This is a genomic window from Pseudomonas aphyarum (genome assembly GCF_028657055.1).
Lineage (GTDB): Bacteria > Pseudomonadota > Gammaproteobacteria > Pseudomonadales > Pseudomonadaceae > Aquipseudomonas > Aquipseudomonas aphyarum.
Genome location: NZ_JAMDGS010000003.1, coordinates 176,453 through 197,881, shown reverse-complemented (window position 1 = coordinate 197,881; position 21,429 = coordinate 176,453). Strand labels below are relative to the sequence as shown.

The window sequence follows — 21,429 nt, the reverse complement described above, 5'->3', positions numbered from 1 at the left end:
ATTCTACAGCAGCCTCATTTGCTGTCAAGTGATTATTTTCAGAAGTTTTCGAAGATTTCTTCAACAACTTCAACCACTTGCGCTTCCGATCTCTCGTTAGCGGGAGGCGAATTCTACAGCGTTACACGCTGCTGTCAACACCTCTTTTTCTCCGCTTTCGACCGAGAAGATCGAACCGTTGAAAGCGCCAGACAAACCGGCATTTCCAACCCCTTCCAGGCTTCGATGAACTGAAGCGACCCGCCTTCGAAACCTACTTAACTCATTGAATCTCAAGGAGTTTTCCGTTTCGACTGCGCCGGAAGTGGGGCGAATTATAGAGACTCAGAATCTGCCGTCAACCCTTAATTTGCGTTTTCTATCAAGAGAGGGAAAAAGGCAGCTTCTATATAGACGCGAACCTATCACTGTCACTGAATGCCCCCCGCCAACACAGCCGCAATCAACCAATCACCTTCGCATACACCGACCGGTCAATATTCCCCCCGGACAAAATCACCCCGACCTTCTTCCCCTCCATCCTTCCACGCTCCTGCATCAACGCCGCCAGCGCTGACGCACCCGCGCCTTCCGCAAGGTTGTGGGTATCGGTGTAATACACACGCATGGCTTCGGCAATCTCGCCTTCGCTGACAGAGACGATCCTCGCTGCCCCTTCCTTATAGATGTCGAACGCCTGCGCAATCGGCTTGCGTACGGCCAAGCCATCGGCAAAGGTATTCGCCGACGCGGTTTCGCAGATTGTGTTTGCGTCGAACGACAGCTTGGCAGCCGCGGCCTCCGTCGACACCACCCCCACCACTTCAGTATTCAGTCCTAGTGCGTCGCGAGCAGCGATCACCCCACAGATCCCCGATCCGCAGCCGATGGGCACGTAAACCGTATCCAGATCCGGCGCCGCATCGAACAGCTCCAGCGCATAGGTCGCCACGCCCTTGACCAGTTCAACGTGAAACGGCGGCACCAGAAAAAGGTCATGCTCCTGCGCCAGGCGCGCCGCCTCTTCACGCGCCTCGTCAAAATCGCGCCCGTACTCGACCACTTCACCACCAAAGCCACGCATGGCGTTGTTCTTTTCCAGCGAATTGCCCTGCGGCACCACGATCGATGCTTTCAGCCCTACCGCCCGCGCTGCGAGCGCCAGACTTTGACCGTGATTGCCACGCGTCGCGGAGACGATGCCTTTGACAGCCGGATGTTCACGACGCAGCCAGTGCATGAAGGTAATACCGCCACGCACCTTGAAGGCGCCGGTCGGTGTGTGGTTTTCATGCTTGACCCAAACGGTGCAGCCCAACCGCTCGGCCAGCAACGGCCAACGGTACTGGGCGGTGGCTGGCATCACCTGGTAAACCTGGCGGGCAGCGTTTTCGATATCGTCGCGAGTGAATGCGTGCATATAAGTGGCTCCTTGGACGTTAGCCCAGTCTAGGGACGCGAGCGTCACGTCGGCTTTCAAAAAACTGACCTGACTTTTACCCGCCCCTTTCACTACTATTGCGTGCATGAGCCATCGAAACCGTCGCCATCCCATAACCGTTGATGAACCGATACGTCGTATCGAAGCCGGCCCATGGGCGATCGAGTTGCTGCCAGGCGCAGCCTACTCGGCACGGTACGTGGCGACCCAGTCAGCGATCGGCTTTGCCTTCGACAGCCAGCGCGGCGTGCACGCCATCGGCAGTGACCGGATACGCCCCTTCGATGCGATGCCCAATGGCCTGGCGTTTGTTCCGGCTGGATGTGACGTACTGTCCGAGTCGCCCATGGGCGGCGAGTATCTGCGGGTGATACGCACCGACGGCAAGACATTGGCCGGTGACCATGCGTTCAACAATCGCATCGACCCTCAGGCCATTCACCTCGCGTCGCGAATGCGCAGTGCACTGCTGCAAGCCTCTCTGGAGGATGACTGGGAAAGCTGGGCGCTTGGTCTGGCGGAACGGGTGGAAGGTCATGAAGCCTTCACTCATCAAGGCTCGATCACCGGCAGCAGAATGCGCCTGCTGGATGAATTCATCGACGCAGGCCTTGATAGCCCCCTCGGTGTCCCGGCGATGGCCCAACTGCTGGGTTTGTCCGAGGGTTACTTCATGCGTGCCTTCAAGCTGGCAACCGGCAAGAGCCCCCACAGTTACCTGATCGACAGACGACTGGCCAAAGCCCGAGCGTCAATGCGCGATACAACGGACAGTCTTTCGCAGATCGCCCTCGCCTGTGGCTTCAACTCACAGGCGCATATGACCACAGCCTTCAAACAGCGCCTCGGCGTGAGCCCGGCACAACTGCGCACAGATTCGCGCCATAGCTCTGCTACCGACAAACAACATTCTTCTATATAGAAGAAGCGACCACTTGCCCCCGTCATTCCGGCAAACAACCGATGAGGTCCGTTTAATGAGCAAGGCGCCCTACGCTCCACCCAAGGTCTGGAAACACATCGCTCCGTCCGGCGGCCAGTTCGCCAGCATCAATCGCCCGATTGCCGGGCCGACGCACGACAAGACGCTGCCGATCGGCAAACATCCGTTGCAGCTGTACTCGCTGGCCACGCCGAACGGCGTAAAAGTGACCATCCTGCTTGAGGAGTTGCTGGCGCTCGGATACACCGGTGCCGAGTACGATGCCTGGCTGATCCGCATCAACGAGGGCGACCAGTTCTCCAGCGGCTTTGTCGAGATCAACCCCAATTCGAAAATTCCGGCGTTGCTGGATCGCAGCGTAGAACCGGCCATTCGCGTATTCGAATCCGGCTCGATCCTGCTTTATCTGGCGGAAAAATTCGGCGCCTTCCTGCCCGCCGATCTGGCGGGGCGCACCGAAACCCTGAACTGGCTGTTCTGGCAGATGGGCTCGGCACCTTACCTGGGCGGTGGTTTCGGGCATTTCTATGCGTATGCGCCGGAAAAGCTCGAATACCCGATCAACCGGTTCACCATGGAAACCAAGCGGCAGCTGGACGTGCTCGATCGCCGCCTGAGCGAAAGCCCCTACCTTGCCGGCAACGACTACACCATCGCCGACATCGCGGTCTGGCCTTGGTACGGGCAATTGGTGCGCAACAACGTCTACTCCGCCGCCGAGTTCCTTTCCGCTCACGAATACACCCACGTGCAACGCTGGGCGCAAGAGATTGCCGAACGGCCTGCGGTGATTCGTGGCCAGCGCGTCAACCGGACGTGGGGCGATGAGAACAGCCAGGTTCCGGAGCGGCATCAGGCGAGCGATCTGGATTGAGCTTCGCCTGATACAACGCGACGTCCGGTGCGGGTGTATCGGGCGTTGCGTTCACTACACCAACAGGTCGGCCCACTGCCCCGGCGTCATCTTCGTCACCATCAGCAGCACGATCACGAACATCCCCAGAAAACCGGCAATACCCATCCAGAACCATTTTCGGTACACGCAGCTGTACTCATCAGGGAGCCCTGCCCCGGTCTCGACTGCGCTCGAAGCCATCACGTGCAAACGCTTCTGAAGCACCAGTACCGGCAACCAGAGCGAGCCGACGCACAGGAAAATGATCAAGGAAGTCAGCACCCATTCCGTGGTCAGGGGCAGTCCGGCAAGCCTGGTCAACCCGTAACCCGTCGCGATCTGGATAAAGCCCGCCGGCGTGGTGATCCAGGCGTCGAACCGTACGACCATTCTCGCTACATGCGCGATCACCAGAGGGTTGGCCGTACGGCTCGCGGCAATAAGGTAGAGGTAGGAGCCCATGCCGAATCCGAACAGGAAAACCGCGGCGATGATGTGAATGTATTTGAGGCACAGATAAAGCACGGTCAGTTCTGCCCGTCAGAGAAATGCATCGACAGGCTCAGATTCTGCGGATCGTTGATGGCCGCCATGTATTCGGCGACGGTTATCTCGCCCACGCAGGGACGCGCGCCAGCCTCGGGCTGATATCCCCGGGCGATTTTCGCAGCCAGGGCAACGGCTGCGCAGCTTGGAATTTCCGGCCCCTTGTCATTCCGAGCGGTGAGCTGCACCGTCATGGCCAGCGGTTTTCTGTCGATACCGAGTCCTGTCACGTCGATATACATCGCGCTTTTGCCATCACCGAATCGCTCGAACCAGGTACCCCAACGGTGAAGCCGCGCCGCCCAGGGAACATGATCACGAAACGCACCAAACCTGCGGGCCAGCGCGAACAGACCGTTGGCCACGCCACCCAGCTTGAGGCCCGCGCCGGCCTTGAAGCTCAAGGTTCGCGCGCCATAGCGGCTGGCAAAGATGTCCATGTCCGGCACGTCGACATTCGCCAACACCCGAACGCCCAGGTGAGGCATCTTGCGCAACGTCAGGTCCAGCCAGCCTGCCACCTCATGAACCTGGCCATTCCTGAGTTGCCTGATCGGCTTGCCAGCGTAGGCCAGAACACCTTCAACCGTCGACAGGCCCGGCATTTTCGCCGAAGAGGAAATGCCATGTTCGATCGAATCGATACGGGAGAAGCGATGCCGCTGTTCATCGATAAGGGCCGATGAAAGTGTCGGCACCGAACTGCAACCGCTGAGAATCGCCACGCCGACCTGTTTCGCGCGGGCATCGAGGGCTTCGATACCGTTGACGAAAGTTCTGCAGTCGGACAAGTCGCAATAATGCACACCCGCGTCGATGCAGCGCTCGGCGACCGCATAGGATTGCCCTTGAAACGGGCCGCCGGTGTGGATGACCAGTTGAATGCCCATCGATTTCAGAGCCGCTTCAAACCCGTCCCCCATCGCGTTGCCGCACCAACTCTCGCAGACAACGCCCGACCGGGCTTTCAGCTCGTCGACTTTGTGCGCCAATTTCTGCGGGTCGCGGCCGGAGATCACCAGCTCGATGTCAGGCATCTCAATCAAATGCCGGCTGACAATGCTGCCAAAATTTCCATAGCCGCCGACCACTAAAACCCTGAGTGCCACGCAATGCTTCCTTGAAATGGATGACTGGTTTCAGTCGGACAGCTTTTACTTACGCGGACTGCCGACGCATCGTCAGAATCGCAGCCCCGAGACCGATAAACGTAGTCCCCACTACGCGACTGACCCAACGGGACACCGTTGGGGTGAAGTGGTCGCATATTACAGGAGCACGCGGGACAACGCGCCACCGGCCGTTACGCTTTACTTCTCGGGGTCAGCGGCCCAATGATGGGAAACGGCACCGACCTCGAATAACGACAACGGAGGGTCGTCCAGCGATCATGAACATTCTTTACGACGAACAGGTCGACGGTGCTTTGCCCGACGTCGACAAAGCCGCGTTGTTGCAAGCCCTGCATCGCCAGTGGCCGGATCTTGAAGTCCTGCATCAGCTTGAAGAACTCAAGCCGTATGAATGCGATGGCCTCTCCGCCTATCGCACCACGCCGCTGCTGGTGGTACTGCCACGGCACATCGATGAAGTTCAAGGTGTGTTGCGGATTTGCCACGAACGGCGGGTACCGGTGGTGGCCCGGGGCGCCGGAACCGGTTTGTCCGGCGGTGCCCTGCCGCTGGAAAAAGGCGTGTTGCTGGTAATGTCACGCTTCAACAATATCCTGCAGATCGATCCTGAAGCTCGCACCGCACGGGTTCAACCCGGTGTGCGCAACCTGGCGATTTCCCAGGCTGCTGCGCCGTTCGGGCTGTATTACGCGCCTGATCCTTCCTCGCAAATCGCCTGCTCCATCGGCGGCAACGTGGCGGAAAACGCCGGCGGCGTGCACTGCCTCAAGTACGGTCTGACCGTGCACAATCTGCTCAAGGTCGAGATTCTTACAGTCGATGGCGAACGCCTTACGCTGGGTTCGGAGGCACTGGACTCTCCCGGCTTCGACCTGTTGGCACTGTTCACCGGCTCCGAAGGCCTGCTCGGCGTCATCACCGAAGTCACGGTCAAACTCTTGCCCAAACCCCAGACTGCCAAAGTGCTGCTGGCAGCATTCGACTCCGTGGAAAAGGCCGGCCGCGCCGTGGCCGACATCATCGCGGCCGGCATCATTCCCGGTGGCCTGGAGATGATGGACAACCTGGCGATCCGCGCTGCCGAAGACTTCATCCACGCCGGTTATCCGGTGGATGCCGAAGCCATTCTGCTTTGCGAACTCGATGGCGTTGAAGCTGATGTCCACGATGACTGCGCGCGGGTCCGACAGGTGCTCGAACACGCCGGCGCCACCGAACTGCGTCAGGCCCGGGACGAAGCCGAGCGCGTGCGATTCTGGGCCGGACGCAAGAATGCCTTCCCCGCCGTAGGACGGTTATCTCCGGACTATTACTGCATGGACGGCACCATCCCCCGCCGCGAGTTGCCCGGCGTACTGCACGCGATTGCGCAGCTTTCAGCCGAATATGGCTTGCGGGTCGCCAACGTATTCCATGCCGGCGACGGCAACATGCATCCACTGATTCTGTTCGATGCCAACCAGCCCGGTGAACTGGAACGTGCCGAAGCGCTGGGCGGCAAGATCCTCGAATTGTGCGTAAAGGTTGGCGGCAGCATCACCGGCGAACACGGCGTGGGCCGGGAAAAAATCAACCAGATGTGCGCGCAGTTCAATCGTGACGAGCTGACCCTGTTCCACGCCGTAAAAGCAGCCTTCGACCCCGGCGGCCTGCTCAATCCCGGCAAAAACATTCCGACCCTGCATCGCTGCGCCGAATTCGGTGCCCTGCACGTACACCACGGGCAATTGCCCTTCCCTGAACTGGAGCGGTTCTGATGGGTGACACCAAGGATTTCGATGACAGCGCCGCGCTGCTCGAACAGGTCAATCGGGCACTGGAAAACGCTACGCCGTTACGCATCCAGGGGGCTAACAGCAAGGCGTTTCTCGGACGCATCGTCGGTGGCGAGATTCTCGACACCCGCGCCCATCGCGGCATCGTCAGCTACGACCCGACCGAACTGGTGATCACCGCACGCTGCGGTACTCCGCTAACAGAATTGCTGACCGTGCTGGACGCCTCGCAACAGATGCTGGCATGCGAACCACCCGCCTTCGCCGACGACGCCACGGTCGGCGGCATGATCGCCACGGGCCTGTCCGGGCCGCGTCGACCGTGGTCGGGATCGGTGCGCGATTTCGTGTTGGGCACGCGGATCATCACGGGACATGGCAAGCATCTGCGCTTCGGCGGCGAAGTCATGAAAAACGTCGCCGGCTACGACCTGTCGCGCCTGATGACCGGCAGTTACGGCTCGCTGGGGGTTATCACGGAAGTCTCGCTCAAGGTGCTGCCCAAACCGCGAGCGTGCTTGAGCATCAGTCTGGAAATGAGCAGCGAACAAGCTTTGCTGCGTCTGGCGGAATGGGGCCAGCAGCCGTTGCCGATCAGCGCCGCGTGTCACGACGGCCGGCAATTGCGCTTGCGTCTGGAGGGTGGCGAAGGTTCAGTGGCGGCCGCCCATGATCGCCTTGGTGGCGAGTTGATCGACAGTTCGTTCTGGGCCGACCTCAACGAACAACGCCTGAGCTTCTTCGATGAAGACCAACCGCTCTGGCGCCTGTCCGTGCCGCTCAACACGCCGCCGCTGAACCTGCCCGGCGAGCAGTGGCTCGACTGGGGCGGCGCGCAACGCTGGCTCAAATCCACGGCCGAAGCGGCGATCATTCGCAAAGTGGTCGGCGACGTCGGCGGGCATGCGACCTGCTACAGCCACGGTCTGATCGATGAACCATTCCATCCTCTGACGCCCGCCCTGCTGCACTATCATCGCCAACTCAAACGACAACTCGACCCCCGGGGCATTTTCAATCCCGGGCGTCAGTACGCGGAGCTTTGAGCCATGCAGACCACCCTCAGCCCGCAAGCCCGACAACTGCCCCGCGCCGAAGAGGCCGAAAGCATCCTGCGCACCTGCGTTCATTGCGGATTCTGCAACGCGACCTGCCCGACTTATCAATTGCTAGGCGATGAACTGGACGGCCCGCGCGGGCGCATTTACTTGATCAAGCAAGTGCTCGAAGGCAACGAAGTCACGGCGAAAACCCAGCAACACCTGGATCGCTGCCTGTCGTGCCGTAACTGTGAAACTACCTGCCCTTCCGGCGTGGATTATCACAACCTGCTCGACATCGGTCGGGCAGTGGTCGACGCCGCCGTCCCGCGGCCGCTCGGGCAACGCCTGTTGCGTGAAGGGTTGCGACACATCGTGCCCAATCCACGGTTGTTCAAAGGGTTGGTCAACGGTGGGCAGATGTTCCGGGCGCTACTGCCCGATGCCCTGCAAGACAAACTGCCACGCAACGCGGTGATGCCTGCAACACGTCCCGTCATCCGCCATGCACGGCAAGTGCTGATGCTGGAGGGTTGCGTGCAGCCGGGTTTGTCACCCAATACCAATGCAGCAGCGGCACGGGTGCTGGATCGTCTGGGCATCAGCGTGATCCCGGCCCGCGAGGCTGGTTGTTGCGGCGCGGTGGATTATCACCTCGACGCCCAGGCCACCGGCCTTGACCGCGCCCGTCACAATATTGATGCGTGGTGGCCGGCCATCGAGCGGGGTGCCGAGGCGATCGTGCAGACCGCCAGCGGTTGCGGTGCGTTCATCAAGGATTACGGGCATTTGCTCGGCGCCGATCCGGTCTACGCCGAGAAGGCAAGACGTGTCAGCACGCTGGCCCGGGATCTGGTGGAAGTGCTAAGAGACGAACCGCTCGAATCCCTCGGCATCCACGCTGATCAGCGCCTGGCCTTTCACTGTCCCTGTACTTTGCAGCACGCGCAGAAACTTGGCGGTGCGGTGGAGTCGGTGCTGACTCGACTGGGCTTCAACCTCACGGCTGTGCCGGACGCACATCTGTGCTGTGGCTCGGCGGGCACCTACTCGCTGACCCAGCCAACACTGGCCCGGCAGTTACGCGAGCAAAAACTCAACGCTCTGGAAAGCGGCCATCCGGAAGTCATCGTCACCGCCAATATCGGCTGCCAGGCGCACCTCGACGGTGCGGGGCGCACGCCGGTCCGGCACTGGATCGAGTTGGTGGATGCCGCGTTGCCGTCAATGACCGAGGCGTAGGATCGCTGGCGAGGGCAAAACGATGGGCGAAAAAAAACCGCCTTTGCGGGGCGGTTTTTTCGACAAGCCTCAGTTTGCGGCTGGGGCTTGATGGCTCACGGACAACACTGACGTGCGGGAATACTATTAATCTTTGGTTTTCGTTGCAACGTTATTTTGCGTGTATTTAACGACGATCTGCTCATACAAGGGCAGACCTGTCGGGCCTTTAACACACCAGATCATGCTGACAGAAATAACGAATTACAAAACACACGGAGTCTTTTTCCAGGAACCTCAGAATCACGCCATGAGACGGGTTAATATGCCCGCGCTCACTCGACAGTGCATCTGTGAGGTTTGGCTGGAACCATAACGGTTTCATGCCCTTCGACACGGTTTTGCACCCGTGCCGGAATGATGGCTCGGAGGGATCACAACCGGCCGCCTCATGGATAACACTGACGTGCTTGTCCGAAGGCACACATGATCCGGTAAGTGCGCTGGAGGTTTGGCCCCCGACCTGGAGGCCAAAACGTATGAAGCTGTTGCTGCGTACGCTGAGCCTCGTATGGAGATCGTTTCAAGCGTTCCGCTTCTACGAATTCCTGCGAGACCATTTCAACGACCTGAAATAACCGGTCGTTGATGCGGGAAAAGCCCGTTTCAGTTTCGGCTGAAACGGGCTTTTTTATGCGCGCTAATAGCTGTCATAAGTAGGACTTCTCTGAAAGTCTCTGTAGGACATTTCATTAATCACTTCGAAGACCTACGAACTTATTACCGCGACACGGGCAGCACCCTTCGCGCCACGCCACTCAGGCTGGTTATGAGCTAATAGCCCCTTCATTAAACCGTCGCTCAAACGTTGTACTAGGATAGGATCCAATTTCCCGATTTGTAGTTGCCGGCCAAGGACATCCGCCGGTAAGTCGGGAAAGCGCAATTCCCCCATTGCTACTCATGGATGAAACACATGAACTCACATCTGTTCCCTCACATCGGCAAGGTCATTGCCAGCACCGGCAGCCGGCATTTTCCGCGGATGCTGCATGACCTGATCCTCACCCAACTGGCCGTGGATGCCACGCATATCCGGCAGATGCGCGTGGAGCCGGTCGGACGTGCGCAGCCACGCACCGAGCCTGAATGCCCCAAAGAGGCGGCACTGACGGCCGAGACGGTGTATTCCGAACTGAGCACCGATCCCGGCAGCAGCGACATGCCCGCCCCCGAACCCTCCACGGGCACCGATGCTTCGCAGTTGCACCTGACCCGGCGCAAGGACGGTTACCGTTATGTGATTTCCGTGTACCGCTGCGGCCCGTCGAAGCGGTTTTCCGCCCGGGAGCGCAGTCTGTTGCAGGACATCTCCCCGGTATTGCTGCCGATGGTGGAAAAGCACATCCACGCCCTGCAACCGGCGAATGCGGATCCCGAGGCGCAAGCCGCAGCGACCGAAGCCTCGCTGCTAGGCCTGGAAACCCTGCGATTGCGTTTTTGCGAGCGCGTGCAGCAACTGGGCCTGAGCCTGTCGAACCGTGAAATGGAAGTGTGCGTCGGCCTCCTCGCCGGCCGCACCGCGCCTGAACTGGCCGAGCAGTTGCAACTGAAGGTCAATACCGTCGAGAGCTACCTCAAACGTGCCGCCATCAAACTGGGGATCAGCGGTCGTCATTCGCTGATGCGCTGGATGTATTCACCTGAAGACTGCCCGGCCGCCTGCGATCCGTCCAACGCGGCCTGAGCGTTCGCACGCCTGTAAAAAAACCGCCGCCCTGCCAGGGACGGCGGTTTTTTCATGCCCGCCTTTCAGTCCCGCGCCAACGCCTCGATCGGGTCGAGCCGCGACGCATTGCGTGCCGGCACAAAGCCGAACACGATGCCGATCAGCGTCGAGCAGATCACCGCCGTGAGCACCGAGGTCAGCGAGAACACCATTTCCCACTCCTTGATGAACAACGAGAACAGATGGCCGATGGCGTAACTCAGCGAAATACCGATGGCCCCGCCGAGCAGACAGACCATCACCGCCTCCACCAGAAACTGCTGACGGATGTCCGACTGCCGCGCCCCCACCGCCATGCGAATGCCGATTTCACGGGTACGCTCGGTGACCGACACCAGCATGATGTTCATCACCCCGATGCCACCCACTACCAGCGAAATCACCGCAATCAGCGACAGCAACAGCGCCAGTGAGCGACTGGTTTTCTGCACGGTCTGCATCACGCTGTCGAGGTTGTTGGTGAAGAAGTCCTTGGTACCGTGGCGCTGCAGCATCAGTTTGTTGACGTTGTCTTCCACCACTTTGCTCGGCTGGCCGTCCTTGATCCGCACACTGATACTGTCCAGATAACGCTGGCCCAACAGCCGTCCGGCTGCGGTTTCATAAGGCACCCATACGTTCAGCGACTTGCTCGACGAGAAGATGTTCTTGTTCTCCGCCGCCACGCCAATCACGGTGCACGGCAGGTTGCCGATCAGGATCACCTGCCCCAGCGGATCGACGCCTTCGCCGAACAATCGATGGCGGGTGTTGTGATCGATCACCACCACCTGCGCCTGGCGCCGGGCATCGCTTTCGCTGAATGCAATGCCCGATTCCATCTTGATTCCGCGCACCTGAAAGTACAGATCGCTGACGCCGTTGACCTGCGCATCGAGGTCGATGTTGCGATAGCGCAGCAACAGATTGCGCCCGACCACCGGCGTGGCACTGTCGACGTAGTAGAGCTGATTGAGCGCCGTCACGTCCGCCGGCACCAGGGTTTCGATGGCCGCCGAACGGCTGTCGCCGAAACTGGTGCCGGAATAGATATCGATGGTGTTGCTGCCGATGGCTTGAATATCTTTGAGCACATAGCGCTTGGCCCCTTCGCCGATGGCGGAGATCGACACCACCGAGGTGATGCCGATAACGATCCCTAGCATGGTCAGCAAGGTGCGCATCCGATGGGAAATCAGCGCGATCCAGGCCATGTTGAAGGCCTCCTTGAACAACCCGAGGCTTGCCACCAGACGCCGCGCCGCCGTGGACTTGGGCACCGCGTCCTCATTGCTCAATGCCGTGGTGTCGCGCTCGTTGCGCCGATCGCTGAGGATTTCGCCGTCGCTGACTTCGATGATGCGCTCGGCGTTGGCCGCGACCTTGGGGTCGTGAGTCACCAGAATCACCGTGTGCCCGGCCGCGTGCAGCTCCAGCAGGATCCGCATCACCTCCTTGCCGCTGGTGGTGTCGAGGGCGCCGGTCGGCTCATCCGCGAGGATCACTTCGCCGCCGTTCATCAGCGCACGGGCGATACTCACCCGCTGCTGCTGACCGCCCGATAGCTGGCTCGGGCGATGGGTCAGGTGCCCTTCCAGCCCAAGGCGAGCCAACAACTCACGGGCCCGCGCATGCCGTTGTGGCTCCGGCGTGCCGGCGTAGATCGCCGGCATCTCGACGTTGTGCATCGCGCTCAGATGCGGCAGCAAGTGATAGCGCTGGAAGATGAAGCCGAAATAGTCACGACGCAGTTCGGCCAGCGCCTGATTGTCCAGATCCCGGGTTTCCCGGCCATTGATCTTGTAGCTGCCGGCCGTGGCGTAATCGAGGCAGCCGAGGATGTTCATCAAGGTCGATTTGCCGGAGCCCGAGGCGCCGATGATCGCCACCATTTCCCCGGCATGGATCGTCAGGTTGATGTTCTTCAGCGCGAGAAATTCACGGTCGCCGGCAGTGAAACTGCGGCTGATGCCGGTCAGTTGCAGCAGAGGTTCGCTCATGCTCATGCCCCTGCCACTTTCGTCACCGGATCACCGATCACCACCCGGTCACCTTCGGCCAGACCGTCGTTGACCTGCACCTTGACGTTGTTGTTGATCCCGGTCTGCACATTGCGCGATTGCGCCTGGCCCTTGGCGTCCAGCACCCGCACCGGGAAACTGCCGTCGTTGTTGCGTGGACCCAGCGCCGCCACCGGAATCGTCAGCACCGATTTGGCGGTATCGAGCACCACCCTCACCTGAGCCGTCATGGAAATGCGCAAACGGTGATCGGGGTTGGGCACCTCGAACAGCGCGTTGTAGAACACCGCCGTGTTCTGCTTCGGCGTGCCGGCGGGCGGGGTTTCGAGGAAGTTTTGCGGTGCAGGCTCGGTGCCGCGCAGCTTGCCGTAATAACGCTTGTCCTCGCCGAGAATGGTGAAGTACACCTCCTGCCCCGGCGCGATGTGAATGACGTCGGCCTCCGACACTTGAGCCTTGACGGTCATGGTGTCCAGGTCCGCCAGTTTGAGCAGGATCGGCGCCAGCTGGTTGGCGATCACGGTCTGGCCTTCCTGAGTGACGATGCCCACTACGTCGCCGTCGATGGGCGCGACGATCCGCGTGTAGGCCAGGTTGACCTTGGCCGTGTCGATCTGGATATGTGCGCTCTTGATCTGCGCATCCAGCGACAACAGGTTGGCCTGCTGAACTTCGTAGTTCGATTGCGCGGTTTCGAAATCCTGCCGCGAGATCGATGCGTCCTCCTGCAGGTTCTGATAGCGCTCGTAGATCGCCTTGGTCTGCCTGACCTGAGCCTGAGTCGCCCGGCGCTGGGCTTGCAGATTCTCCTCATCGACCTGTGCCTGACGCAGGGTGTTCTGCAGCACCAGAGGGTCGATTTCCGCCAGCCACTGGCCCTTCTTGACCTTGTCGCCAACCTTGACCTTGAGCGACTTCAACTGCCCCGAGACCTGGGCACCGACGTCCACCTGCTTGATGCCCTCCAGCAAACCGGTGGCCAGCACTGCGTTTTCAATGTCACCACGTTCGACCGTGGCGGTCAGGTATTGCGGTGCCTCGGCGGGCGCCTGCACCGTGTAGAACACCAACCCGGCCACCAGCGTCAACGCGATACCCAGACCGACTTTGCGCAACTTCGACTGTTCCATAAATGACCACAATTCCGTTCAGGGTTGAGCCCGGCCAGCGGCCGGGTTCCAGGATAAAAACTTCAATCAGGACAACACTTGGCCCGCCGCCACCGTCAGCCCGTCATGCCACCACGCCGCGAGACTGAAGACGTTGGGTGCCTTGAGAATCGTGAAGTGGTTGCCGGGGCCGTACCACACCGCCAGATCCCTGGCCTCGCGCTGCCAGCCTTCGAGCATTGCAACCTGTTCGCGCTGGTTGCCTGATGCGTCCAGCGTCGGGTCGTCCACCAACGCCAGGCGCACCGGTCCGGTGTAGGCCAGAGCCGGTCGATAGACCGTGCGCAGCGCGGTGGCAAACGTGCGCACCGGGCCCTGCATCGCATCGGTTGACACACGTTCAGACAGCACACCCGCGTGCATCATCCCGTCATGCAGCAGGCGCATTTGCGTGGTGTCGTCGGCTTCGGCGAAGGCCAGCGCATCGATGCCCAGAGACTTGCCGCTGGACAGCTGCAGCGACTCGATCAGTCGCAACAACGCCGCCGTCGTGGTGTAAGGCTTGCCCACGACGCTGTTGCCGCCCGGTGATTCACTGTCGATCAGGGTCAAGGACGCCACCTCGCGCCCCGCTGCCTGCAACTGCGCCGCCATGGCATAAGCCACCCAGCCACCGAACGAATGCCCGATCAGATGCACCGGCCCTTGCGGATACAACTGCTCAAGTGCCCGCAGGTAGAACGTGGCTGCGCTTTCGACCCGGCTGTGCGGCACCGTCGCGCCGTCGAGGCCCCGGGGTTGCAGCCCGTAAATCGGCCACTCCGGCCCTAGCGCCTCGGTCAGATGGATGAACCCGGTAACACTGTCCCCGGCCCCAGGCACGCAGAAAATCGGCGCATGCCCGGCGTGACCGGTCTGGATCGTCAGCAGTGGCTGATAGGCTCGGGATTCGATGGCTGTTGAAGCCTGCAATGCCTGGCTGAGCGCCTGACCGAGCACGTGCACATGCGGCGCCTGCATCATGCTCTGGTGATCGCCCGGCACATCGATGCAGCGCAGCAGCGTGGCCGGAATCTCGTCCGACCAGCCCAGAGTCGGGTGACGACGAGACAACTCCGTCGGATGCTCCTGCGCCCGGAACAGGTGCAGCGGCAAGCCCAATGGATTGATCCGGTAGTGCGCCAGCGCATGCCCGTGGGCGACCTCGCGGTCAAGGTAATGCCACAGATCCTCCGGTGTTGCGGCCGCCATGTCCGGGTGCAGCAGTTGTTCTTCCCGGCAACGGCTCAACAACGGCTGGAAGTCGATCTGTTCCAGCTCGGTCTGCAACAGCGCCAGATGCGCCAGTTCGGCTTGCCCCGCGTCGCCAAGAGAGGCCTGGTACATCGTGCAGTGCTGCAACAACTGGCGCTTGTGCGCATGCTCGTCGCTCCAGCGCGCCTTGCCCTGATCGGTCAGGCGCGGCACGAAACTGTCGATCAGACCGACGAACGCCACCGTCTCATCCATGCCGAGCAACTGCATCGCCACTTCATAGGCCAGCACCCCGCCGAACGACCAGCCGGCAAGGCGATAAGGCCCTTGCGGCTGCACCGAACGAATGATTTCCACCATGCGTGCGGCGAGACATTCCATGGTGCGCAGCGGTGCCTTGCCGAACGGAATGCCCGGCAGGCCGTAGATCGGGAAATCGCCGTCGATGTGCAAACCCAGCGCCGGGAAGTAGGCGTCCAGCCCGCTGAATTCATGGACCAGGAACAACGGCACACCGGTGCCACCTGCACGCACCACGACCAGCCCGTCATCCTGTTGCTCTGCGCCTGTGCGCTGGCTGAGCAAGGTGCCGAGCGACTCGATGCTGGCGTACTGGAACAGCTCGGCCAACGTCACTTCCAGCCCGTTCTGCTGCATCAGATTGACCAGACGAATTGCCAGCAGCGAGTGCCCGCCCAATTCGAAGAAGTTGTCGTGACGACCGACCTGTTCGACCTGCAATACCTCGGCCCACAGCTGCGCCAGGGTTTCCTCCAGCGGATTGGCCGGGGCTTCGTAGACGCGGCTGAGCAGTGCGTCTTGCGCCGGGATCGGCAAGGCTTTGCGGTCGACCTTGCCGTTGTTGTTCAGCGGCAAGACGTCGAGCTGCACCCAGGCCGAGGGCACCATGTATTCCGGCAGGCGTGCTTGCAACTGACTGCGCAGGCTCGCGCTGTCGACGCCCTCTTCGGCCGTGAAATACGCCACGAGGCGCAGCGGCTCCTGGCCGTCCTGACGGGCCAGCACGATGGCTTCCCTGACCCCTTCGCAGTTCAGCAGACGGTTTTCGATTTCTCCGAGTTCGATGCGGAAACCGCGGATTTTCACCTGATCGTCGTTGCGGCCGATGCATTCCAGTTGGCCCGGTGCGAGCCAGCGGGCCAAGTCGCCGGTGCGGTACAGCAGCGCACCCGGTTGGTCACTGAAAGGATCTTGCAGGAATTTTTCGGCGGTCAGATCCGGGCGATTCAGATAACCCAGTGCAACACCTTGCCCGCCAATGTACAGCTCGCCGGTCACCCCCATCGGCACCGGTTGCTGACGGGCGTCGAGCACGTAGACCTGGGTGTTGGAGATTGGCCCGCCAATCGGCACGCTGTCGGCATCGTCCGCCACTTCGCGCACTTCAAACGTCGTGGCGTAGGTGGTGGTTTCGGTCGGGCCGTAGCAGTGGACGATGCGCAGGTCTGGCGCCTCGGCCAGCAAGCGGCGGAAGGCGGCCGGATCGGCGCGTTCGCCGCCGCAGAGCACGATGCGCAGGCCCTTCAGCGCTTCGGGAATCAGCTGCACGTACTGGTTGAACAGCGCGGTGGTGACGAACAGGATTGTGGCGCCGGTGTTGGCCAGTTCACGTCCGAAGGCCTGCGGATCAAGCAAGGTCGCATGATCGATCACTACCACTCGCCCTCCGTTGAGCAGCGGCCCCCAGACATCCATGGTGCTCGCGTCGAACGCCGGGTTAGAGGCAAACGCCACGCGATCCTGCGAGTTGAAATCCGCATAGCCGTTGTTGATCACCAGCCGGCTGATCGCCCGGTGCGGCACCATCACGCCCTTAGGCGTGCCAGTGGAACCGGAGGTGTACATGATGTAGGCGAGGGATTCGGAAGACTGCGGCAGATCCGGGTTGTGGACCGGTTGTGCGTCCAACGACAGCAAATCCAGATCAATCCGGCGCACCGCGTAATCAACCGCTTCAGTGCTCAAGGTCAGCAGCGCTCTCGCCCCGCAATCCTCAACCATGAACGCCTGCCGCTCGGCCGGCGCGTTGATGTCCAGCGGCACATAAGCCGCCGCGCACTTGCTGATGGCCAGTTGCGCGATCAACAGATCCAGCGAACGCGGCAACAGGATCGCCACATGTTCGCCCGGCTGTACGCCCTGCCCGATCAGATAGTGGGCCAGTCGGTTGGCCCGTTGATTCAGCTCGTCAAAGGTCAACGTCGCGCGGCCATGCACCGCCGCCAGATGTTGCGGATGCAGTTTCACTTGCTGTTCAAACAGTCCATGAACCGTCGACCCCGACGGGTATTCGCGCTGGGTGGCATTGAACCCGACCAGCAACTTCTGACGTTCATCCGGCGGCAAAATCGACAACTGATCGACGCCCAATTGCGGCGTCTGTTCCATAGCCTGCAACAGGTTGCCAACCGCTAGGTGCATGTAGTCACAGATTCGCCCGGCATCAATCCCGGCCGTGGTCAACGCGGTCAGGCTGAAGTCTTCGCCCAGGTCATCGACACTCAGGCTCAGGCGGTAGTTGCTGCGTTCTTCGGCATCGAGCAACTGCATGCCCTGCCATGCAGCCAGGACCTCAGCGGATGGCGTGCCTCCGCCGCCACTGTGGCGGTAGTTGAACAACGCATTGAACAGCAACGCCCCCGGCGCCATGGCGCTGCAACGCTGCACCAGCGCCAGCGGCGCGTGTTCGTGATGCAACAAACGGTTCAAGCGCTGATGGGTCGCCAGCACGGCCTCCCTCACCGATTGCCCGCCCAGATCGATGCGCAGCGGCAAGGTGTTGATGAACACCCCCAGCGCCCGTTCGGCCCCTTCACCGCCGTGCAAGCGGCCAAGCAGCACCGTGCCGAACACCACGTTTTCACGCCCCGACAGTTGCCCCAGCACGTTGGCCCAGGCCAGGTGCATCAGGCTCGCGGCGCTGACGCCCAGACGTCTGGCCTTGGCCCTGACCCGCTGGCTCAACGTGGTGTCCAGCAACCGCTGCGCATGCCCGTTGCCGCTGTCCGCGACAGAGCCCTGGCCATACGGCAGGGTCGGTTCGTCGATATCGCCGAGCATGTCGCGGAAGAACGTTTCATGTTCCTCTTCACTCAGCCCCGAGCGCGTGCGGGCAACGTAAGTGCGATACGGCACCGGTTCGGCCAGTTGCCGAACCTGACCTAGCAGGACTGCCTGCATCTCGTGGCGCAGCACTTCCAGCGCAATGTGATCCATGACCAGGTGATGGAACAGCAGCAGCGCCACCACGCGCCGATTGACCGCATCCCAGCCGTGCACCACGCGCATCAGCGGCGCCTGCGTGACAGCCATGCGGTACTGCCGGGCATCGAAGCGGCTGCGCAATTGGCTCAGCGCATCCACATCAGCGGTGTCCAGTTCGACCGTTTCACACACCAGCGATGCCTGGCGCCAGACCACTTGCACCGGCTCTTGCAGACCGTCCCAGAACAGCGACGTACGCAGGATGTCATGGCGTTCGATCACGGCCTGCAAGGCCTCGGCGAACACCCGCAGACGTGATTCATCGGCAAACGCGAACTGCGCTTGCAAAACATACGGATCGCCCTGGGGTGCCGACAAGTGATGGAACAGAATGCCGGCCTGCAACGGCGCCAACGGATAAATGTCCTGCACGTTCGCTGCGCCGCCGGGAATGCTGGCGACGATGCGGTCGATGGCGGGCTGGTCCAGCGCAACCAGTGGCAGCATGTCCGGGGTGATGTGTTTGCAGTCCGGCGCGATGCGGTTGGCCGGGACTTCGGTCTCCGTCTCATCGCCGACCGCGGCGGCCAGTGCGGCGAGCGTCGGTTGATTGAAAAGCACGCGCACGTCGGCGGCCAGACCGACATGGCGCATCCGCGCTACCAGGTTGACGGCCATCAGCGAATGCCCGCCCAACTCGAAGAAGTTGTCGTGACGCCCTACCCGTTCCACGTTGAGCAATTCGGCCCAGAGTCCGGCGAGGAGGATTTCCACCTCGCCGACTGGTGCTTCGTATTCGCGGGTGATGACCGAGGCCTGATCCGGTGCTGGCAGGGCCTTGCGGTCGAGCTTGCCGTTGGGGCTCAGCGGCAGTGCATCGAGATGCACGAACACTGCGGGCACCATGTAATCCGGCAGGTGTTCCAGCAGATGGCTGCGCAGTACGTCGATTTCCAGTTGGGCGCCGGTGTAATAGGCGACCAGACGCTTGTCTCCCGGCACATCTTCGCGAGCCAGCACGGCCGCTTCCTGCACGCCTCCGATGTCGGTAAGGCGGGACTGGATTTCACCGAGTTCGATACGCAGGCCTCGGATCTTCACCTGATCGTCGTTGCGGCCCAGGTATTCGATGTTGCCGTCGGCTAGATAGCGGGCGACGTCGCCGGTGCGGTACATGCGGCCATTGGACTGGAATGAATCCTGAAGGAAACGCTCGGCGCTCAGTTCTGGACGATTCAGGTAACCTCGCGCCACTTGCACACCGCCGATGTACAGCTCGCCGACCACGCCTTGCGGTACCGGTTGCTGCTGGGCGTCGAGGATGTACATGCGGGTGTTGGCGATCGGTTTGCCGATCGGTGTGTTGTCCGGGGTGGTGTCGATTGGCCCTGCGCAATCCCACGCCGTTACGTCCACTGCCGCTTCGGTCGGGCCATAGAGATTGTGCAATCCGCTGCCCGGCAATTGCTGCTTGAAGCGCCGCACCAGACTGCCCGGCAACGCTTCGCCGCTGCACATCACTTGGCGCAAACCGTTGCAACGCGCGGTGTCGCCATGGGCAAGGAAGACGTCGAGCATCGATGGTACGAAGTGCAGCGTGGTGATGCGTTCTTGCTCGATCACTTCGCTCAAATACAGCGGATCCTTGTGACCGCCCGGACGGGCCATCACCAGTCTCGCGCCGGTCATCAACGGCCAGAAGAATTCCCACACCGAAACGTCGAAGCTGAACGGCGTCTTTTGCAGCACTGAATCTTCAGAAGTCAGGCGATAAGCGTCCTGCATCCACAGCAAGCGGTTGACGACCCCGGAGTGCTCGTTGATCACGCCCTTCGGCTGGCCAGTGGAGCCCGAGGTATAGATCACGTAAGCCGTGTGCTGCGGAGTCAATCCATCGACCGACGGGTTGTCGACCGACAACGATTGCCAGGTGTCGCGATCCAGATCGACCACCGGCACCGAAACCTCACCCAACAAACCGCGAGTCGAACCCTGCACCAGCACCGCCGACGGCGCGCTGTCCTCCAGCATGTACGCCAGACGCTCCAGCGGATACGCCGGATCCAGCGGCACATAACCACCGCCGGCCTTCAAAATGGCCAGCAACCCGACCACCATCTCCAGCCCCCGCTCGACGCAAATCGCCACTCGCGCATCCGGGCCAACGCCCAAGCCGCGCAAGTGATGAGCCAAACGGTTGGCCCGAACGTTCAGCTCGGCATAGCTCAGCCGCTGTTCGCCTGAGAGCACCGCCACAGCCTGCGGCGTGCGCAAGACCCGCGCCTCGAACAGACCGTGGATGCTCTGCTGAAGGTCGTAATCAACGTCAGTGGCATTGAAGCCATGCAACAAGTGCCGACGCTCATCCTCCGCCAGCACATCCACCTGTTCCAGCAGCGCCTGATCGTTGCCGACCATGGCCTGCAACAGCTGCTGCAAGTAACCGGCATAACGCTGAACCGTCGATTCATCGAACAGCGCCGTGGCGTATTCCAGCGAACCCCGGATCACGCCTTGCGCCTCGCCCAACGTCAGCGACAGATCGAACTTGGCGAAATGGCTCGGCTCGGCCACCCCTTCCAGCGTCAGGTCACCGAGGGCCAGCGTCGCACCGCTGCCGCTGTCCCAGCTCAGCAGCGTCTGGAACAACGGGCTGTGGGACAGGCTGCGCACCGGCCGGGTGATTTCCACCACCTGCTCGAACGGCAGATCCTGATGGGCCTGCGCTTCCAGCGTGCACGCCTTGACCCGCGCCAGCAGCGCCTCGACGCTCAGCGCGCCCGAGGTGTCGATGCGAACAGCGAGCGTATTGACGAACAGCCCGATCAGCCCTTCGATTTCCGCCCGGTTACGGTTGGCGACCGGCGAGCCGATCACCACATCCGACTGCCCGGACAAGCGACCGAGCAACATCGCCCAGGCACTCATCACCGCCATGTACGGCGTCACGCCGTGCCGCTGACACAGCGCCTTGAGGCCTGCGCTCAAACGTTCATCCAGCCGGATGTCGACACTGCTGCCCGCATAATCCTGCTGGGCCGGGCGTGGACGGTCGGTGGGCAACATCAACAGTGCCGGC

12 protein-coding genes and 2 pseudogenes (1 of these 14 running past the window's edge) are annotated in these 21,429 nt (G+C 61.4%); 7 read left to right on the top strand and 7 right to left on the bottom strand.

Annotation, left to right across the window (positions count from 1 at the left end; all coding sequences use genetic code 11):
* Nucleotides 1-234 (top strand): annotated as a pseudogene (locus M5G18_RS05865) (hypothetical protein); the annotation flags it as partial.
* A 208-nt stretch (nucleotides 235-442) separates the two neighbouring features.
* On the opposite strand, the gene M5G18_RS05860 reads toward M5G18_RS05865, so the two are convergent.
* Complete coding sequence (locus tag M5G18_RS05860; protein ID WP_273897262.1) at nucleotides 443-1,399, bottom strand: threonine dehydratase; 957 nt, start codon at nucleotides 1,397-1,399, stop codon at nucleotides 443-445.
* Nucleotides 1,400-1,505: 106 nt separating this feature from the next.
* On the opposite strand from M5G18_RS05860, the gene M5G18_RS05855 reads away from it, so the two are divergent.
* Both M5G18_RS05855 and yghU read left to right on the top strand, forming a co-directional pair.
* Nucleotides 1,506-2,342 carry a helix-turn-helix transcriptional regulator gene (locus M5G18_RS05855; RefSeq protein WP_273897261.1) on the top strand — a complete coding sequence of 279 codons (837 nt, stop codon included), beginning with the start codon at nucleotides 1,506-1,508 and terminating at the stop codon, nucleotides 2,340-2,342.
* Nucleotides 2,343-2,397: 55 nt separating this feature from the next.
* A complete protein-coding gene (yghU, locus tag M5G18_RS05850; protein WP_273897260.1) occupies nucleotides 2,398-3,237 on the top strand; it encodes a glutathione-dependent disulfide-bond oxidoreductase in 840 nt (279 codons plus the stop codon).
* A gap of 54 nt (nucleotides 3,238-3,291) precedes the next feature.
* Here yghU and M5G18_RS05845 read toward each other — a convergent pair whose 3' ends face one another.
* From M5G18_RS05845 to M5G18_RS05835, 3 genes and pseudogenes are all read right to left on the bottom strand, one after another.
* Nucleotides 3,292-3,783 (bottom strand): DUF2269 family protein, encoded by a 492-nt coding sequence (locus tag M5G18_RS05845; RefSeq protein ID WP_273897259.1) that lies wholly within the window; start codon nucleotides 3,781-3,783, stop codon nucleotides 3,292-3,294.
* A gap of 2 nt (nucleotides 3,784-3,785) precedes the next feature.
* On the bottom strand, nucleotides 3,786-4,913 hold the full coding sequence (locus M5G18_RS05840) for a saccharopine dehydrogenase family protein (RefSeq protein WP_273897258.1): 1,128 nt from the start codon (nucleotides 4,911-4,913) through the stop codon (nucleotides 3,786-3,788).
* Nucleotides 4,914-4,962: 49 nt separating this feature from the next.
* Nucleotides 4,963-5,055: pseudogene (locus M5G18_RS05835) on the bottom strand (LysE family translocator); the annotation flags it as partial.
* Nucleotides 5,056-5,194: 139 nt separating this feature from the next.
* Here M5G18_RS05835 and glcD point away from each other — a divergent pair.
* From glcD to M5G18_RS05815, 4 genes are all read left to right on the top strand, one after another.
* The gene (gene glcD / locus M5G18_RS05830; RefSeq protein WP_273897257.1) at nucleotides 5,195-6,694 is read left to right on the top strand and encodes a glycolate oxidase subunit GlcD; all 1,500 of its coding nucleotides are present in this window, start codon (nucleotides 5,195-5,197) and stop codon (nucleotides 6,692-6,694) included.
* Nucleotides 6,694-7,758: a glycolate oxidase subunit GlcE gene (gene glcE, locus M5G18_RS05825; RefSeq protein ID WP_273897256.1), complete on the top strand. Its 1,065-nt coding sequence runs from the start codon at nucleotides 6,694-6,696 to the stop codon at nucleotides 7,756-7,758. Before glcD ends, glcE begins: the two co-directional genes overlap by 1 nt.
* A 3-nt stretch (nucleotides 7,759-7,761) precedes the next feature.
* Nucleotides 7,762-8,994 (top strand): glycolate oxidase subunit GlcF, encoded by a 1,233-nt coding sequence (gene glcF / locus M5G18_RS05820; RefSeq protein ID WP_273897255.1) that lies wholly within the window; start codon nucleotides 7,762-7,764, stop codon nucleotides 8,992-8,994.
* A 955-nt stretch (nucleotides 8,995-9,949) separates the two neighbouring features.
* Entirely contained in the window at nucleotides 9,950-10,720 is a 771-nt protein-coding gene (locus tag M5G18_RS05815; RefSeq protein WP_273897254.1) for a helix-turn-helix transcriptional regulator, read from the top strand.
* 65 nt (nucleotides 10,721-10,785) lie between these two features.
* On the opposite strand, the gene M5G18_RS05810 is transcribed toward M5G18_RS05815, so the two are convergent.
* From M5G18_RS05810 to M5G18_RS05800, 3 genes are all read right to left on the bottom strand, one after another.
* Nucleotides 10,786-12,741, bottom strand: coding sequence for a MacB family efflux pump subunit (locus tag M5G18_RS05810; RefSeq protein WP_273897253.1), 1,956 nt, complete (start codon nucleotides 12,739-12,741; stop codon nucleotides 10,786-10,788).
* A gap of 2 nt (nucleotides 12,742-12,743) precedes the next feature.
* Nucleotides 12,744-13,892: a macrolide transporter subunit MacA gene (macA, locus tag M5G18_RS05805; RefSeq protein ID WP_207985827.1), complete on the bottom strand. Its 1,149-nt coding sequence runs from the start codon at nucleotides 13,890-13,892 to the stop codon at nucleotides 12,744-12,746.
* Nucleotides 13,893-13,958: 66 nt separating this feature from the next.
* On the bottom strand, nucleotides 13,959-21,429 hold the 3' portion of the coding sequence (locus M5G18_RS05800) for a non-ribosomal peptide synthetase (RefSeq protein ID WP_273897252.1). It continues 7,178 nt past the right edge of the window; only the last 7,471 of its 14,649 coding nucleotides appear in the window; its start codon lies beyond the right edge, outside the window — the gene reads right to left on this strand; its stop codon occupies nucleotides 13,959-13,961.

Bases quoted from the DNA above. Each gene is read 5' to 3' on its own strand.
- M5G18_RS05860 (WP_273897262.1), bottom strand. From the start codon at position 1,399: ATGCACGCATTCACTCGCGACGATATCGAAAACGCTGCCCGCCAGGTT.
- M5G18_RS05855 (WP_273897261.1), top strand. From the start codon at position 1,506: ATGAGCCATCGAAACCGTCGCCATCCCATAACCGTTGATGAACCGATA.
- yghU (WP_273897260.1), top strand. From the start codon at position 2,398: ATGAGCAAGGCGCCCTACGCTCCACCCAAGGTCTGGAAACACATCGCT.
- glcD (WP_273897257.1), top strand. From the start codon at position 5,195: ATGAACATTCTTTACGACGAACAGGTCGACGGTGCTTTGCCCGACGTC.
- glcE (WP_273897256.1), top strand. From the start codon at position 6,694: ATGGGTGACACCAAGGATTTCGATGACAGCGCCGCGCTGCTCGAACAG.
- glcF (WP_273897255.1), top strand. From the start codon at position 7,762: ATGCAGACCACCCTCAGCCCGCAAGCCCGACAACTGCCCCGCGCCGAA.
- M5G18_RS05815 (WP_273897254.1), top strand. From the start codon at position 9,950: ATGAACTCACATCTGTTCCCTCACATCGGCAAGGTCATTGCCAGCACC.
- M5G18_RS05810 (WP_273897253.1), bottom strand. From the start codon at position 12,741: ATGAGCGAACCTCTGCTGCAACTGACCGGCATCAGCCGCAGTTTCACT.
- macA (WP_207985827.1), bottom strand. From the start codon at position 13,892: ATGGAACAGTCGAAGTTGCGCAAAGTCGGTCTGGGTATCGCGTTGACG.